This is a genomic window from Pseudoalteromonas caenipelagi (assembly GCF_013140855.1).
GTDB lineage: Bacteria > Pseudomonadota > Gammaproteobacteria > Enterobacterales > Alteromonadaceae > Pseudoalteromonas > Pseudoalteromonas caenipelagi.
In genome coordinates this window covers 454,516-471,477 of record NZ_JABBPG010000003.1, presented here as the reverse complement: position 1 = coordinate 471,477, position 16,962 = coordinate 454,516, and the positions used below count along the sequence as shown (strand labels likewise).

Below are 16,962 nucleotides of genomic sequence, written 5' to 3'. Positions count from 1 at the left end.
TTGTTGTTATACGTAAAAAGCAACCTTGTATTAGGTTGCTTTTTGTTTAGTTTATTATCTTAATTTATCAACCACACACGCAATTGCAGCAAGTGTGTCTTGTCCAAACTGATAAGAGCGTCTGTCTGACCAACCATAATATGGATCAGGCAAATTCGCATTATCTTTAAAAGGCATTTCTACGGTATACGCCAGTGCTTTAAACGCTTCGCCAACTGCGTTAGAGGCAACAGTCAGGTTAGCTTCTCCCGGTGCGTCTTTATCATAGCCAAACTCATCTTGAAACTCAGGCGTAATTGTTAATAAAGCAGCCTTAAAGTCATCTTCTAACCCTTTTATACGCTCATCATAGCTTGGGTTACCTTCAGAACCTGCAACAAAGTTGTAAGGCAGCGCTTCATCACCGTGAATATCTAAGTACATATCAACGCCCGTTTCACGCATTTTATGCAATACATGATAAACCTCAGGTGACTTTTCAAGACTCGGTGTTTGCCATTCACGATTTAAGTTAACACCCGCTGCATTAGTACGTAAATGACCTCTCACACTACCATCTGGGTTCATATTTGGCACAATATGGAACACCGCTTTAGACAACAATGCCGCCGCATGAGGGTCTTCATCATCAAGTAATTTGTGCAATAAGCCTTCCACAAACCATTCAGCCATGGTTTCACCCGGGTGCTGACGTGCAGTGATCCAAATGCGTTTTTTATCATCACTTGGCTCACCAATCGTTAACACACTAATATCACGCCCATCTAAGGTTTCACCGAGTGTTTCGATTTCGCATATATCGTGACTTTGCGCCCAATATAGCAAGTCTAAATGGCGCTCATAGCTATATGGCGTAAAGTAAGCAAAGTAGGTATGTGCATACTCAGGTTCAAAATCAATGATTAAACTACCATTTTCAAACCTGCTCGGTACTCTAAACCAAGTTTGGCGGTCATATGAGGCAACGGCATGGTAGTCATCCCACCCCTCTGGGTATGCAGATTTATCTAACCCATTGATGTGTAGTTTGTGCAATAAAAAGGGCGTACTTTCAAGGCGAAAGTGAAACCACTGAAAAAAGTCAGACTCGTTGTCTTTATTAATTTCTAGCTGGATATCAAGAGGCTCATTGAGAGAAACCACATTGATATTACCACTGTCAAAATTACTGGAGATCTTCATTATGTACCTTAATGTTTCATCCCTGCATAACGCTTGGGAGTACTTAGCTGTTAATCTTGTTAGCTAGCTGTAACGTAATGGGGTAAAGAGTATCACAGCCTGAAACGTTCAAAAACTAAAAAAGCCAGCAAATGCTGGCTTTTTGAGACTAAATCATTATCAACGAGGCAGGCTCGGGAACGATACCTCTGCCATATCACGCATTACACGCACAACTTGGCAGCTGTAACCGAACTCATTATCGTACCATACGTATAGTACTACACGGTCGCCATCTACTATTGTTGCTTGAGAATCAACAACACCCGCATAACGGCTACCAACTAAGTCAGTTGATACGATTTCTGTTGATGCTGTGTAATCGATTTGGTCACGTAAATCAGAGTAAAGAGACGTGTCACGCAAAAACTCATTCAGTTCTTCACGATCAGTGGCTGTTTCTAGGTTCAGATTAATGATTGCCATTGACACGTTCGGCGTAGGAACGCGTATCGCATTACCTGTCAGTTTACCTGCAAGCTCTGGTAGTGCCTTCGCTACCGCTTTTGCAGCACCTGTTGAGGTAATAACCATGTTTAATGCAGCACTACGACCACGACGTTCAGCTTTGTGGTAGTTATCAATTAAGTTTTGGTCATTAGTGTAAGAGTGAACAGTCTCTACGTGACCATTCTTAATACCAAATTTATCGTTAATTGCTTTTAGCACAGGTGTGATAGCGTTTGTTGTACAGCTTGCCGCTGATACAATTTTGTCTTCGCTGTTAATATCTTGGTTGTTTACACCATATACAACGTTTTTAATATCGCCTTTCGCTGGCGCTGTTAATAGCACTTTTGCAGCACCTGTTGATTTAAGATGAAGACCTAAACCATCTTCATCTTTCCAGATACCGGTGTTATCAACAATCAATGCGTTTTCAATACCGTACTTTGTGTAATCAACTTCATCAGGCGAATTAGAGTAAATTACCTGAATGTAGTTACCATTTGCTTTGATAGCGCTCTTTTCGTGATCAACGGTAATTGAACCATTGAAAGGACCGTGAATTGAATCACGACGAAGCAAACTTGCACGTTTTTCTAGGTCACCATCGCGACCACCACGTACAACAATGGCACGTAATCGTAAATCAGCGTGAGAGCCGCCACGTTCAATGAGTAAGCGCGCTAATAAACGACCGATACGGCCAAAACCATACAGTACTACATCACGCGGTTTTTGCTCACCACTCTTGTTAAGGAGTTCGCTTAACTCTGCGTTTAAATATTCTTCAATAGAGCGACCTTCGCCCGCGTTTTTATAGATATAGCCATAGGCTAGCTTACCAAGGTCAATACGTGCTGGCGCTAGGTCCATTTTGCTGATCGCTTCTAAAAAAGGGAAGCTTTCACGCAAACGTAATTTACGCTCTTCGAAGCGAGCAACGGTTTTGTGTGCTTTAATCACATCAATCGTGCTCGTATTTACTAATGGACGACCATAAACTGCAATTTCAATTCCTGAGTTACGGTATAAACGGCCAATAATTGGCTGCATGTTTTCTGCGTAATCTTGGCGCTCTTGCCAGCTGTTTTGATATTCTTGCTCGTGAGATAAGGTCATTTTTTCTGCCTAATAAACAATTTTTTGAACGGATAGCCCCTATGGGCACCGCTATTCTAATTTAAACTGCTTTGATTCTCCACTGTTACTCATCAATTCATTGAGCTAGAATAGTGAGAACCGACCAAGATAAGAGGAAATCTTATGGCATTAAGACAAGCTTTTGTCTTATCTGTATTGCTGTTAGCTGGGTGCGACAATCCTTTAACATTGAGTAAAGTCTGTGACGAAACCCCTGGTTTTTGCAACGACTTAAATACCGACAGCCACTGTAGAGAAGAGCGAGCAGATTTAATCATTGCTCGCTATATTGAATACAAACAGCCGACGGACGAAAACAAATACCAGCTCCTCAAGTTGTTTGAAAGCTATGATAAGTGTGTCGCACGCGCCGCCAAAATTGAGCATATTAAATTAAAAGAAAAAACCACCTCTCGAGTTGAAGGCCATTTAACCAGCCTCAAAGAAATTAACCGTATTTTTAATGAAACCTTAAGCACGTCACACCCTGGTCTGCTCTACTACCACTGGTCAAGAAACAATAATAAATTAGCAATGAATAAATTGTTAAACATGCAAGAGCAAGAAGGTGTGAAAGACGATCCAGAGATCCAATTGTTTTTAGCAACGTTTTACGCAAAAATCGATGACAATAAAACCGTGGATCTGCTATATCGAGTGCTAGAGCTAAATAAAGCGGGGCAACAACCGGCGCCGGAAGTTTACGAAACATTGACAAGCATTTTTTATAAGCAAGAAAAATACAAGCATGCTTATACTTTTGCAAAAATCGCTAAATTATCTGGCTATAAAAATGTCGATATTTTACCAATCGAGCATCATCTTACTAGCCTTGGAAAATCGCTAGATTCATACGATGAGTTAGCACAGCAAACATATACACAAATCCAAGAAGGTAAGTTTGTCTCGCCAAGAGAGTTTTAAAAAAAGAGCAGCGTAAGCTGCTCTTAAACTTTTAACTTTAAAAGTCGGAAAGTTAAAACTGTTAAACCTTACTTTTCAATTCGCTGGTTACTTTTGCTAAACCCACTTCTGAAATGCGCGTGGTAATTTCTTTTTGCTTAGCACTGAGTAATGAAATACCTTCGGCAACCATGTCATACACCTTCCAGCTGCCATCATTGTTTTGTCTAAACTTAAAGTGCATATCAATATCAGGACCAGAATTTTCTTTTATCACCACTTTTACAGTAGCAAAGTTACTATCGCCACTGACAGGAAGTTCCTCAAATACCACATCTTGCCCTTTGTACTGCAATAAAGCGTTAGCGTATGTAGTCACTAAATAACTATCAACGGCATCGATAAACTCTATCGCATCTGTGCGCTGAAGACCTTTTATATGTTTTCCCAGTAGCTTAAATGACACAAACTTCACATCTATATGAGGCATTAAGCGACTACGAACAATGTTCTTCATTAAAACTGAGTCTGCTTTACCATCTTTATTAACAGCTTTTATGTCTGCAAATAGTTCGCTACCAACTTTGTTTATAAGTTGATACGGTGTGTCAGCTGCAAAGCTAAAAGCCGAAAAAAACATTGCAAATACAATAAGTAGCTTGTTCATAAGAAACGTCCTAAGTGTTTATATGAGCGTATGATACGCAAACTTTTAATGCACAAAAAGGTGCAAAAGAGCACTTGTTTGATGGTGATTTAGCACCAATATGTACACCTTATTTGTGATGATTACTGCTCTTAAAGCTTAAACATGGCCTTATAGAGCTTCATTCCTAGGCGCAATTATATCTATAACTATTTCCAAGAAGTGTTAGCATTTGTAAGGAATATCAAGAAAATGTTTGTAAACTGAGAGGAAGCTATGAAAGGCGTCAAGAGCAATCCATAGCCATTAAGATAAAAGGCAGCTCACTGAGCTAATTTGATACTTTGAAAAACCCCGTGACGAGTGTGAATTCTCTCCTTCAAGGCTGCTGTGATAGAGTCAGCATCAAAACTGATTAACTCATGGTTATGAATACAAAGCGAATCATTCATTAAGCTCTCTACCAGCATGTTACCTAAAAAAGACATTCTCTGCTGGGCACAAATACTTTTTGCCAACCATGCTCCAGGTAAAGAAACAACGCCAATATTAGGTGCCTTTTTAAATAACAGTGCATCGTCCAATTGCGATAACCCAGCTATGCAACTCACTCGCCCGCAAAACTGCAACAGTGAGATCAGCTCATTTGTGTGCTCACCTGTACAGTCAATGACCCCTTGAACACCATCATAACCATAGTTGCGCTGTATCTGCTGCGCTAAATCACACACACCTTGTTCAAATACCGCATCTGCACCAAGAGATTTTAGTAATTCTTGTTGTCCTGCAATACAATTTGTAAACACAACTAAGCCCTGCTGCTTTGCAAACTGAATAGCAAGCTGTCCAGTACATGTGTGTCCTGATTCAATAAACACACTATCACCTTCATTAAGTTGCAACTTGAGCAATGCAATTAATGCCGTCATTCCTGGGGTGGGCAAACACGCAGCTATAGCTAAATCAATACCTTCAGGCAAAACAGTTAGTGCATAATTAGCAACACTTGCATATTCACTCATTACGCCAGGCGTACTAATATCGTTGTGCCACATAACTTTCGTACCAACCTTTGGGTGTACACCTTTTGGTGCATCCACAACCGTACCAACGGCATCAAAGCCAAAAACACGTGGGTATTGCCAACAAGGCGTACCTATTTGAGCAAACTTTTCATCGAGAGCGCCTAAGCCAACATACTCTATTTTTACAAGCACTTGTTGTTCAGTAATTTTAGGTACTGCCAGCTCAGCTGGTGCTAGGCAAAAGTCATGCCCTATTTGGCTTAACTGTATCGCTTGCATCGTGTTTGGTATCGTAATTTTCACGCTTTTCTCTTTGCTAAATTAGGTTAGTACGCCGTAGCTAAATCAAATGTTATTGTAATTCATTTAATTATTAGAACATCCATCACCATGCAGCTCAACTATAAGTTAAAAAGTTGCAAAGCTTTTTATGCCGAAGGTTATAAAACCTTCCCTGGTTTCAAATACATTAGGCCCTGACAGGTATTCGCCCGATACGTTACCACTTTAAGCTAGCAAACACACCAGAGTACACCTTTGAAAACCTATACACTAGGTACCTTATGTGCCTCGACGTGCACCTTTTTTTGCTTACCATTAACAAACATATAAAACACTGGTGTAAACAATAAGCCAAACAGTGTTACTCCAAGCATACCAAAAAATACGGCAACCCCCATCGCATGGCGCATTTCTGCACCTGCACCAGTCGCCAGCACAAGAGGTACTACGCCTGCGGTAAAAGCAATCGACGTCATTAAGATTGGTCGTAAACGTAACCTACAAGCTCTAATGATTGCCTCAAAAGGCGTCAGCCCTGAATCAGTTTGCTCTTTGGCAAACTCCACCATCAAAATGGCATTTTTACAGGCTAAAGCGACTAAAACAATCAGTGCAATCTGGGTAAACATATTATTGTCTCCCCCTATCCACCAAACACCTAGCAACGCAGAGAATATGGTCATCGGTACAATCAAAATAATAGCCAAAGGTAAACGTAAGCTCTCATATTGCGCCGCTAGCACCATAAACACCAACAACACAACCAGAGGGAAAATATACACCATGGTGTTACCCGCTAGAATTTGTTGATAGGTCACATCTGTCCACTCATATGCCATACCATTGGGGAGATGTTCTGCTAAAATCGCTTCTATTGCTTGCTGCGCTTGATCTGAGCTATATCCTGGAGCCGGACTACCATTGAGTTCTGCACTTGGATAGCCATTATAATGCATCACTCTATCAGGCCCTGTCGTAGGTGTTGCCGTTAATACAGATCCTAAGGGAACCATATCACCACGTAAATTACGTACTTTTAAAGCTAAAATTTGCTGCGGGTCTAAACGGCTTTGTGCCTGAGCTTGAGCAGTCACCTGATAAGTACGGCCAAATAAGTTAAAGTCGTTCACATACAAAGAGCCCATATAAACTTGCAATGCGTTGAACACTTCTGACAACGCAATCCCCTGCAGCAAAGCTTGTTCCCTATCAATATCAATATCCATTTGCGGCACTTGTATCCTAAAGCTTGAAAAAAGGCCTGTTAAAGCGGGATCTTTACGCGCTTCATTGGTTACCGTTTGTAAAGCGGCAAATAATGCTTCAAATCCTTTGTTTCCTCTGTCTTCTATTTGTAGTTTAAAGCCTCCAGTGGTACCAAGACCTTGAATTGGCGGTGGCGGAAATACAGCTACAAATGCTTCATCAATGGCGGTAAAACGCTTATTCAACTCACCCGCAATGGCCATCGCCGATAGACTTGGGTCTTCGCGATTCGCAAAGTCTTCCAACGGTGTAAAAACAATGGCTGAATTGGGGCTATTGGTAAAACCATTCACCGACAAACCAGGGAAGGATACGGTATTTGCAACACCCGGCACTTGTAATGCTATCTTTTCCATCTCTCGGGTAACCGCTTCCGTTCTGTCTAGACTTGCGGCATCAGGAAGCTGCGCTATCGCTACCAAATATTGCTTATCTTGAGCCGGAATAAATCCACCTGGCACTGCATCAAATAATTTAACAGTTGACCCCACAAGCGCTAAATATAAAACAGCAACGACAGCAGATAATCTAATTAGCTTTTTAACTAGCTTTTCATACCCTTGAGCACTTTTGTCAAAGAAACGATTAAATGGGCTAAACAACCAGCGGCCAAACAATTTATCCAAAATAAGACTAAATTTATCAGGTACGCTGTTATGTGGCTTTAGTAGCAAAGCCGATAGTGCAGGAGACAAGGTCAATGAGTTAATGGCAGAAATAATCGTAGAAATAGTGATAGTTAATGCAAACTGTTTATAAAATTGACCCGAGAGACCCGTAATAAAAGCCGTTGGAATGAACACCGCACACAATACTAATGCAATGGCTATAATAGGCCCTGTTACTTCATTCATCGCAAGCTTAGTCGCTTCAACCGGTGTCAAACCACTGGCGATGTTACGCTCAACATTCTCAACTACGACAATCGCATCATCCACCACAATACCAATGGCTAATACCAAACCAAACAAAGATAAGGTGTTAATGGACACACCTAACCATTGCATCACCGCAAACGTACCAACCAAAGATACTGGTACAGCAATCAATGGAATAATTGAAGCGCGCCATGTTTGTAAGAACAAAATCACCACCAGCACAACAAGCACTATGGCCTCTAACAATGTCTTTATTACCGCATCAATCGAGCCTCGTACAAATACCGTGGGGTCATAAACAATATCGTACTCAACACCTTGCGGGAACGATTCGCTCAAACGTGCCATCGTTGCTCGTACTTGGTCTGACAGTTCAATGGCATTCGAACCAGGACGCTGAAAGATTGGCATTGCCAAAGCGGGTTGACCATTAAGCAGTGCCCTTAATGCATATTGATTTTGCCCAAGCTCGACTCTAGCAACATCTTTAAGGCGCGTGATAGCACCTTGCCCACCAACCTTAATCACCACTTGTTCGAACTCTTCAATACTGCTTAAACGCCCTCTAACATTCAGTAATACTTGAAACTGTGACTCATTGGCTGCGGGTTGTGCACCAAGACTTCCGGCCGCAACCTGCTGATTTTGTTCACGTAGTGCACTTACCACATCCATAGCTGTGAGTTGGTTGGATGCAAGCGCATCAGGGTCAAGCCATACGCGCATCGCATATTTACCACCACCAAACAGTTGCACATCACCAACCCCACTTAGGCGAGCAATTTCATCTTTCACATACAAGTCAGCATAATTTGATAAATAGGCGGTATCATGCGTATTTTCTGGCGAATATAGGTGAACCACCATGGTCAAATCAGGAGAGGCCTTTTCCGCAACAACACCGAGTCGTTGGACTTCTTGAGGTAACCGAGGTAGCGCACTATTAACTCTATTTTGCACTTGTACTTGGGCACGATCTAAATCTGTGCCCAAAGCAAATGTTACCGTTAACGTCATGCGGCCATCACTGGTGGCCTGCGAAAACATGTACAACATGTTTTCAGTACCATTGATCTCTTGCTCCAAAGGCGTTGCTACTGTCTGGGCAATGACTTTTGGGTTTGCACCAGGGTAATTTGCCGAAACCACAACCGTGGGAGGCACCACTTCTGGATATTCACTCACAGGTAATTGAAATAAACTCAACGCACCCGCTATAAATATAACCAACGACAACATAGCCGCAAAGATGGGCCTATGAATAAAAAAGTGAGAAAACGACATTTATTACTCTCCCCGTTTAGCAAGCAATAACGTTTTTGCGGCTTGTTCAGACATCACTAGTGCTGCATTATCAGGTTCAATTTCAACCAATTGAGGAGCCACTGGCATACCTGGACCTACTCTCGCAGGACCGTTAACTGCAATCTTATCGCCAGGTTCTAATCCATGGGTGATAGCCCGCATCTTGCCATAACGTTCACCAAGTTTTACCAGCCTATATTGCAAAACATCATGCTCATCAGTGACTAACACGAAGCGATTTTTCAAGTCCGTACCTATTGCTTTCTCAGGTACCAGTACTTGTTTTTGAATTTCATTGGCGGCAACGCGAATTCGCGCAAATGATCCTGGTTTAAGCTGTTCATCCGCTTTAAACAATGCTCTTACCCGTAAAGTTCCCGTATCGGTGTCGATACGATTATCAACAAAGTCCACCACACCTGCATGATTAAAACCTTGCTCACCTAACATCTGCATCACTACATTCGTTTGTTTATCACCTTTCAATTGACTAAAGTGTTGATGCCAAGTGCGCTCATTAATATCAAAATAGGCATATACATAATCGTCAGACACAAGGTGTGTTAGCAAACTGACACCTGCTTGCACCGTATTTCCCTTAGTAAGTTCCGCACGAGATACGATGCCACTGATTGGCGCCTTTACTTCGCTGTAAGCTAAGTCAAGTTTTGCAGCTTCCAATTTTGCTTTTGTGGCCTGAACATTCGCTTGTTGTTGAGCAAGAAGTGAATGACGGTGTTCAACCTCTTCTTCAGAAATTGACTTACTGGCAAGTAAGCGACTTGCTCTTTTAACGTCGTTTTTTGCTTGTAACAGCTGTGCGTGTGAATTAGCTAGAAGTGCTTCTAACTCAGCCACGCGCACCATAAATGGACGTTGGTCCAATGTAAAAAGCACATCACCTTGATTAACTTGCTGCCCTTCTTCAAAATTAACTTTGGCAATATTGCCAGAAACACGAGGCCTAAGTTGTACAAATTCTACAGCCTCTAAACGACTGGTATAGGTAAACCATGCCTGCACCGGATAAGCTTTCACCGATGCCACATCAATGGGTTGTTTAAAAACTTTTGTTTGCTGCGCCTGGGGCGCTTCAGCGTGAGATTCGCTACATCCTGTTAAATATGCAAGACAACCTAGTATTGCGATTGTCACTAGTGACTTCTTCATTGACTTTATCTCCTCTTCCTCGAATAGCAGATAGTCTACAGAATCAAAAGAAGCTAAATAAGCATCGATTTTTAAATTATTTAATGCCAAAATAGCACCAATAGGTATTTTTGAGTGATGGTTATGGATACAAGTACACGATTATTGATGTTTTTGGATGTTGTTGAACGAGGTTCTTTTGCTAAAGCAGCTCAGCACCGCAACATTGATAGGTCCGTTATTTCAAAACAAATCAATAAGCTAGAGGAAGAGCTTAGTGTTAGATTACTCAACCGTACTACCCGCTCCTTTTCATTAACGGCTGCCGGTGCTGAAATGGTAAAAAAAGCCCAGCAACTGCGAAAGCTGCTCAGTGAAACACAACTTTTAGCTGAGAACTACCATACCGAACCTAAAGGACTGCTCAGAATTACCAGCTCAACCATTATCGGTCGGCGCTACGTACAACCCGTAGTGAATGAATTTCAAAAACGTTTTCCGCAAGTTGAAATTGAATTACGTTTAGAAGACCGCCTAGTTGACATCGTTGGTGAAGGGTACGACTTAGCTTTTCGTATTGGCGAGCCCAAAGACTCATCGCTCATCGCACGTAGGATTGCCCGCAATAGGCTAGTCATATTAGCAACATCACAGTTCTTAGCGACTTTTGGCGAGCCAAAATCCATGGCTGACTTAAGCGCTTTACCTGCAGCATCATATGCTAACGAAGGGCTTCGCTTTACTGGGATTAATTATTTAGATGAGCATAACGAACCACAGGAAGTCACCATAAAAAGCATCTTTCGTAGTAATGACGGTGAACTACTGATGATGAAAGTGCTCTCTGACACGGCATTTTGTACCGTACCTGCTTTTTTGATCGAACAGGAAGTTATCAATGGTCAACTAATCCCATTACTCACAAATGTAACACTTCCCGATTATTCAGCACTTTACGCAGTCTACCCTCACCGAGATTTGCCAGTAAGAACACGCTTATTTTTTGACGCCATGAAAGAGTATATTGGCAAAGATACGCCTATTTGGGAAAAGAATATTCCTAACTTTGATAATCTTTACGGCTTTAAACCGACCATTAAGGCACCGCTATTTTAGTAAAACCTATAGATACGGCGATGAGTTAGTTTATAGAAGCTGAATATATTAGCGACAAGGATTGTTACTCATATTTCCGCAGTGCCTTTTTCACCAATCCATTGGACTTTATCCACTTAACACAGTCATCTAAAGGTAGGGCTTCACTGATATTAAAACCTTGAAGATAATCACACTTTAGGTCGCACAAGAATTGCGCTACACGGTCATCATTTACACCGACAGCGGTAATACTACACTTCAAACGTTGCGCCATAAAAATAGTGGTTTCTACAATGATCTGCGCTTTTTCATCCTTCAAGCACGATTCGATAAACGAGGGCTCTACTTTAATTTGTGAAACCGGTAAATTCTTTAAAACTTTGAAAGATGAAAAACCACTACCAAAATCATCAATGCTCACTGCAAAACCCATGTCAATAAGCACTTCTATTAACGCTTGAGCTTGCTGCAAGTCACTAAACATCATTGTTTCTGTTAACTCAAACATAACATGCTTAGCATCTACGTTGCTTTCATTGAGTAAGCTGGCGAGTAAGCTAACTAACTCCTTGTTTAACACATCGTGACTAGACAGGTTAATATGCACAACCAAGTCGTTATCACATTGTAGAAGCTTAGGAAGGTCAGTAAATACCTGCTTAATAACAAATAAGCTGAGCTGTCTGATTAAGTTACTGCTTTCTGCTACATTCACAAACCGCTCTGGCAGCATCATATTTCCATTTGATTGTGGCCAACGACACAGTGCCTCAACGCCATGCACTGTACCCGTTTTTGCCTTAACAATTGGCTGGTAATACACTTTTAGCGCTTGTTGCATAAATGCTTCTTTTAAACCTACAGATATATGAAAGTCTTGCTCATTCTCTAGGTGTAAAGAGTCATCAAAGATGACTAAAGACTGTTTTGAATTTTTTGCCTTGTACATAGCAATGTCTGCAGCTTTTAGTAACTCTACGCTATCACTGAGTTGTTGCGTGCTATAAATACTTGCACCAGCACTATATTGAACATCAACAGCTACCCCTTCAACTTGCAAAGGTTGCTCTAGTGCTTTTAGCAGCGCATTATTTTGCTCATATATTTGGGGTTCTGTTGCACTATCTATAACCAAAACAAACTCATCACCACCGATACGAAACAACTCGCTACCGCTTAATAACGAACTTAACAGGCGCTCAGATAGTGCGATAAGTACCTTATCACCAAACAAATGTCCTACAGAGTCGTTGATTTGTTTAAAGTTATTTAGATCAATTAACATTACTGAAAATGGCTTTTGCAGTGCAATTTTTGCATCTATGGTGTTAATACAATGCTCTCGGTTATTGAGTTTAGTGAGAAAGTCGGTTTGTGCATGAAAGCGCTCATATTCAACCAGCTTTGCAAGTGATTGCAAACTTTGTCTAGCAAGATAATTGACGAGCAACACAAAAATAGACCCTAAGAATAAAATACTCGCTAATCCAATGTTTAATAAATCAGTGTGTTCTTGCTCAAACAAATAGGCAGCAAACGCGCCATAACCTAAAACAAAGAAAATGACTAAACCTAATAATACACGCCAGCCAACGTGAGGGGATATTTTACAAGTCTCATAAGCAGAGAAAAGTGATAGACACAGTCCTACAATACCTATACATACAAGAACAAATGCTAACGAACCCACATGGCTTCACCAATAAAAATAAAGTGATTAAAAGTATAGTGGAAAATCCTGTAAACGAATTTATTACCCACAACAGCGCCTGCCTTTACACGCATCGTTGTTGATAGATGCCCCTAGCGTTCAACTGCGAGTGACTTCAAGATACTCACAGCCAAATATTCAAGACTATAAGAAGAAACCAAACCATGCCAAAAGCGTGGAGATTGATTGCTGAGGATAACAATTCCCATATTTCTCTCTTTACACAGCATCACTACCGAGTGTTGGCCAAAAGTTCCGCCGTTGTGCCATGCAATATCGCCTAAACCATCTCGCAGCTCTAAAACCCAAGCAAATCCCATGTGACTGAGCTTAGGTGTATCAAACACTGGAGATGTTGTTGTTTTTAATAACGTTTGCCATTGTGCATCTAAGTAGCCAAGGTGCGCTTTTAAGAACTGAATCATATCGTTAGTGGTTGAACGCCGCACTCCCGCCGGCTCCATCCCCTGCCACTTGAAATAGGGGACAACCTGACCACTGGCGCTGTGACCTAACGCAACGCGTTCAGGCTCATATTCAGTTTCACTAATATGAGTTTGTGCCATACCCAGTGGTTCAAGCACATATGATTGAATGGCACTTTCGTATGTCATTTGTAGACACTCAGCCAAGGTATTTCCCAGTAGCGCCATTGCCAAGTTAGAGTACCTAAATTTGCCTGATTTTAAAGGAGCCTTAATGTCGCCTAGATAATTGGCAATATCTTCTTTTTTAACTTCTGTAAATTGGAAATAAGTGATGCGTGAGTAAAACAGATAGTTTTAATCGGGTCCGCAGGTAAGCCCGAAGAGTGTGTAATAAGCTGCTTAAAAGTAACGTCTTTTAAAATTGGCAGTTGCGGATAGTATTTGCCGATTTTATCTTCAATACCCACAACGCCTTTTTCAATGAGTATTGCCAGTAGCGTGGCGGTAAAAGTTTTACCGATAGAACCAACTTCAAATACACCTACAGTTTGCTGCTTTGCAATGCCAAAGTTAGACTGATATAACTCCCCATCCCGCCAAACAGCGATGTTTACTTGAGGTCGCTTAGTTTTCTTTATAAATGCTTCGACTTTTTGTTCAACAAGATGCTTCATGATACACGTCATTCCTTGAGCTTTGCCTAGTTTGAGTACAACTCTCACACTCCTGCCCTATGATGATACAAGCATTGGCTTATGCAAAGCGCTAACGGGTACTAATAAATTAAAACCCCAGCCAGTGGCGCTAATATCGATGTATAAGAGGCTTTAAAAGTCTAAAGCCAGACGTGTTATATACACATTTATGAATGCGTTAGTAGGACTCTAAAACGGCGTTTCAGAAGGTACTCTCATATTTGTCTTGATAAAATAGACAGTGATGAGAGTACGCTGAAATGGGTAGTGTGCCTTATTAGCAAAATGCTAAGCGCATTTCAAAATTGCATACAGCTGATCTTTTAAGTGTAAGCGTTGTTTTTTGAGTGATTCCAAATACTCGTCGGAGGTATTTTCTACCCCTTCTTCAATACGGATAACTTCATGATCTAAATTATGATAATCGTCAAATAATCGCGCAAAATGGCGGTCTTTCATTTTCAATTCATGGATCTTATCTTTAAATTCAGGTAGTTCTTTTGCAAGGCTATGGCGTTCAATAGTCATCGTTTTATTCCTGTTGTTGGTTGTCTACAAATTTATTTCCGATGTGGTTACAGTACGCTTGATCTGCTTTTTAAATCTTGATCTAGCACAATAGCGCGACCTAAAGAGCATAAAAAAAGCCTCACTAAAAGTGAGGCTTTTGGGCAAGTATAAAAATTGAAATTGGACTTTTTAACAACTCGGTTTAGCAGTCGACTCGCGTGTGATCAGTTTGGCTTCCAAAGTTGCTTGATAAACAGGTGTTTGTTCATCACTTATCTGCAAAATTAATTGCTCTACAGCTTGGCGAGTCATCTCTTCAACAGGCTGTGCGATGGTTGTTAACCCTGGCCAGATATGACGTGCAATTGGTGCGTTATCGAATCCAGCAATCGAAATATCTTCGGGCACTTTTAATTGCCTTTGTGTAGCCAACTTAAGCACGGCCGCAGCCATGTAATCGTTTGATGCAAACACCGCGCTCGGTCTTGGATTCAAATCCAAAATTGCTTTTGCGCTATCGGCTCCCGAGTGATAGCTAAAGTTACCTTCAGCAACCAAGTGCGACTTAAAAGCAATATTATGCTCCGCCAACGCCCGTTGATAACCAGTAAAACGTTGTTCTGTTGCACTATGATCAGGGTGACCTTTAATGAATGCAATGCTGGTGTGGCCCAAGTTAATCAGGTGCTCTGTGATCTCATAGGCACCTTGTTCGTCATTACTACGCACCGAGATTGACTCAGCATCGTCGATCGCTGACGCGACACGGGCAAAATGAATATTCTTTTTCTTTAAAAATGCGATCAGCTCTTCAGAGTCTGAAAACGGGGGGGTTAATACCATCCCATCTAAACGTGAGGTGGTTAGTAGGTGCTCAATATTTTCTATTAAGGCTTCGCCTCTAAGCTCACACGGGTGAATAAGCAAATTATAGTTATGCTTGTGGCATGCCTCAAGCGCACCGCTCTGAACACGCGTTATATAGCTTTTACTGGGGTTATCGTACAAGCAACCAATAATAAAGCTTCTATTTCTGGCTAAGCCTCGCGCGATTGGGTTAGGCGTATAATCTAGCTCTTTGAATACTTTAAGTACTTTCTCGCGTGTCGCAGGACTCACATTTGGCTCGTTGTTAAGCACCCGAGATACCGTTTTTTTAGATACCCCAGCGTAAGTTGCAACACTATTAATGGTTACTTTTTTCATGCAATTATTCCAAGCCTCTTAATTAGTTACGTCGCTCATGCAAACATGCCGCGGCACCAATCAAAGGAATATTGTCTTGTACTACTAAAGTCACAGGAATTTGCCCTACATACTGTGACATTAACCCTTTTTCAGTAAATCTTTCAATAAAACGACTCGATAACAAACGCTCTGTCATTCTTGGCAAAATACCACCGCCAATGTTAACGCCACCTAAAGCACCAAACGTTAGCGCTAAGTCGCCAGCAACACTCCCCATCCAATCGCAAAAGTGCGTTAAGGTTGCATCACATATTTCACACTCTGCGGCAAGTTGGCTTATTTGTGAAGCGTTTAAGTCCATCGCGGTATGGCCTTTTACCTCAGCCATCGCTCGATATAATCGTGCGATACCAGGGCCTGAAAACACGCTTTCGATTGAAACATGTTGTAAATTTGCCCGCAAAGCATGCAGCAACTGCCTATCAAGAGCAGTCACTGGGGCAAGATTAATGTGCCCAGCTTCGCAGCTCATCACTGCACTACCGTTGATATCTCGTGCCAAGCATGCTGCACCAAAGCCGGTTCCAGGGCCCATTACAGCAATATTAGCATCGGGCTCCGGCTGTCCTGATTTAATAAGTATATTCTGTTCAGAGTCTAAATATGGAGCCGCGTAAGCAAACGCGGCAAAATCATTGATCACGGCAAGGTCATCAAAGCCCATATGTGCTTTTAACTCGGGAATACTAAAGTGCCATCCTAAGTTAGTTAAGTAAACTTGCTGAGACTTAATCGGGCCCGCAACGGCGAGGCTTGCTCTTGATGGTTTAGCAATAGGTAACTGCTCGATATAACGACTTAATGCACTTTCAAAGGATTGAAACTCAGCACTTGGGTAAGTCATTTGGTGTTGTATTTCAAATTGGCGAGTTTGCTGACAATAATTGGTCACGACCGCAAACCGTGCGTTCGTTCCACCGATATCTGCAACGACAATCGGGTCAAAATCTTGATGTTGGTAACTTGTTGTCTGGGTCATGTTGTTTTCTCTTTTGTCATGGCGCTATTTT

The 16,962-nt window shown here is 41.5% G+C and carries 14 protein-coding genes; 2 read left to right on the top strand and 12 right to left on the bottom strand.

Annotated elements, in window-relative coordinates:
- Positions 1–54 precede the first annotated feature (54 nt).
- Both HG263_RS10490 and HG263_RS10485 read right to left on the bottom strand, forming a co-directional pair.
- The gene (locus HG263_RS10490) at positions 55–1,182 is read right to left on the bottom strand and encodes a M14 family metallopeptidase (RefSeq protein ID WP_171626025.1); all 1,128 of its coding nucleotides are present in this window, start codon (positions 1,180–1,182) and stop codon (positions 55–57) included.
- A 159-nt stretch (positions 1,183–1,341) separates the two neighbouring features.
- Positions 1,342–2,787, bottom strand: a complete 1,446-nt coding sequence (locus HG263_RS10485) for a glyceraldehyde-3-phosphate dehydrogenase (protein ID WP_171626024.1) — start codon at positions 2,785–2,787, stop codon at positions 1,342–1,344.
- Between the two features lie 144 nt (positions 2,788–2,931).
- Between HG263_RS10485 and HG263_RS10480 the strand changes: the two genes are divergently transcribed.
- The gene (locus HG263_RS10480) at positions 2,932–3,732 is read left to right on the top strand and encodes a DUF2989 domain-containing protein (RefSeq protein WP_171626023.1); all 801 of its coding nucleotides are present in this window, start codon (positions 2,932–2,934) and stop codon (positions 3,730–3,732) included.
- Positions 3,733–3,793: 61 nt separating this feature from the next.
- Here HG263_RS10480 and HG263_RS10475 read toward each other — a convergent pair whose 3' ends face one another.
- The 4 genes from HG263_RS10475 to HG263_RS10460 form a co-directional block, all read right to left on the bottom strand.
- Entirely contained in the window at positions 3,794–4,378 is a 585-nt protein-coding gene (locus HG263_RS10475) for an MlaC/ttg2D family ABC transporter substrate-binding protein (protein ID WP_171626022.1), read from the bottom strand.
- Between the two features lie 302 nt (positions 4,379–4,680).
- Positions 4,681–5,685, bottom strand: a complete 1,005-nt coding sequence (locus HG263_RS10470) for a zinc-binding dehydrogenase (protein ID WP_171626021.1) — start codon at positions 5,683–5,685, stop codon at positions 4,681–4,683.
- 242 nt (positions 5,686–5,927) lie between these two features.
- Positions 5,928–9,092 (bottom strand): efflux RND transporter permease subunit, encoded by a 3,165-nt coding sequence (locus tag HG263_RS10465; RefSeq protein WP_171626020.1) that lies wholly within the window; start codon positions 9,090–9,092, stop codon positions 5,928–5,930.
- 3 nt (positions 9,093–9,095) lie between these two features.
- On the bottom strand, positions 9,096–10,283 hold the full coding sequence (locus tag HG263_RS10460; protein ID WP_171626019.1) for an efflux RND transporter periplasmic adaptor subunit: 1,188 nt from the start codon (positions 10,281–10,283) through the stop codon (positions 9,096–9,098).
- 123 nt (positions 10,284–10,406) lie between these two features.
- Here HG263_RS10460 and HG263_RS10455 point away from each other — a divergent pair, with 123 nt between their 5' ends.
- A complete protein-coding gene (locus HG263_RS10455) occupies positions 10,407–11,378 on the top strand; it encodes a LysR family transcriptional regulator (RefSeq protein ID WP_171626018.1) in 972 nt (323 codons plus the stop codon).
- A gap of 64 nt (positions 11,379–11,442) precedes the next feature.
- On the opposite strand, the gene HG263_RS10450 is transcribed toward HG263_RS10455, so the two are convergent.
- The 6 genes from HG263_RS10450 to glk form a co-directional block, all read right to left on the bottom strand.
- Complete coding sequence (locus tag HG263_RS10450; protein WP_171626017.1) at positions 11,443–13,050, bottom strand: EAL domain-containing protein; 1,608 nt, start codon at positions 13,048–13,050, stop codon at positions 11,443–11,445.
- 113 nt (positions 13,051–13,163) lie between these two features.
- A complete protein-coding gene (locus HG263_RS22380) occupies positions 13,164–13,772 on the bottom strand; it encodes a serine hydrolase domain-containing protein (protein ID WP_343043983.1) in 609 nt (202 codons plus the stop codon).
- 5 nt (positions 13,773–13,777) lie between these two features.
- Complete coding sequence (locus HG263_RS22570; RefSeq protein ID WP_171626015.1) at positions 13,778–14,173, bottom strand: serine hydrolase domain-containing protein; 396 nt, start codon at positions 14,171–14,173, stop codon at positions 13,778–13,780.
- A gap of 309 nt (positions 14,174–14,482) precedes the next feature.
- A complete protein-coding gene (locus HG263_RS10435) occupies positions 14,483–14,722 on the bottom strand; it encodes an HP1242/YdcH family protein (RefSeq protein WP_171626014.1) in 240 nt (79 codons plus the stop codon).
- 171 nt (positions 14,723–14,893) lie between these two features.
- Entirely contained in the window at positions 14,894–15,910 is a 1,017-nt protein-coding gene (locus tag HG263_RS10430) for a LacI family DNA-binding transcriptional regulator (RefSeq protein WP_171626013.1), read from the bottom strand.
- A 22-nt stretch (positions 15,911–15,932) separates the two neighbouring features.
- The gene (gene glk, locus HG263_RS10425; RefSeq protein WP_171626012.1) at positions 15,933–16,931 is read right to left on the bottom strand and encodes a glucokinase; all 999 of its coding nucleotides are present in this window, start codon (positions 16,929–16,931) and stop codon (positions 15,933–15,935) included.
- Positions 16,932–16,962: the final 31 nt, after the last annotated feature.

Bases quoted from the DNA above. Each gene is read 5' to 3' on its own strand.
- HG263_RS10485 (WP_171626024.1), bottom strand. From the start codon at position 2,787: ATGACCTTATCTCACGAGCAAGAATATCAAAACAGCTGGCAAGAGCGC.
- HG263_RS10490 (WP_171626025.1), bottom strand. From the start codon at position 1,182: ATGAAGATCTCCAGTAATTTTGACAGTGGTAATATCAATGTGGTTTCT.
- HG263_RS22570 (WP_171626015.1), bottom strand. From the start codon at position 14,173: ATGAAGCATCTTGTTGAACAAAAAGTCGAAGCATTTATAAAGAAAACT.
- HG263_RS10455 (WP_171626018.1), top strand. From the start codon at position 10,407: ATGGATACAAGTACACGATTATTGATGTTTTTGGATGTTGTTGAACGA.
- HG263_RS10460 (WP_171626019.1), bottom strand. From the start codon at position 10,283: ATGAAGAAGTCACTAGTGACAATCGCAATACTAGGTTGTCTTGCATAT.
- HG263_RS10475 (WP_171626022.1), bottom strand. From the start codon at position 4,378: ATGAACAAGCTACTTATTGTATTTGCAATGTTTTTTTCGGCTTTTAGC.
- HG263_RS10430 (WP_171626013.1), bottom strand. From the start codon at position 15,910: ATGAAAAAAGTAACCATTAATAGTGTTGCAACTTACGCTGGGGTATCT.
- HG263_RS10435 (WP_171626014.1), bottom strand. From the start codon at position 14,722: ATGACTATTGAACGCCATAGCCTTGCAAAAGAACTACCTGAATTTAAA.
- HG263_RS10465 (WP_171626020.1), bottom strand. From the start codon at position 9,092: ATGTCGTTTTCTCACTTTTTTATTCATAGGCCCATCTTTGCGGCTATG.
- glk (WP_171626012.1), bottom strand. From the start codon at position 16,931: ATGACCCAGACAACAAGTTACCAACATCAAGATTTTGACCCGATTGTC.
- HG263_RS10480 (WP_171626023.1), top strand. From the start codon at position 2,932: ATGGCATTAAGACAAGCTTTTGTCTTATCTGTATTGCTGTTAGCTGGG.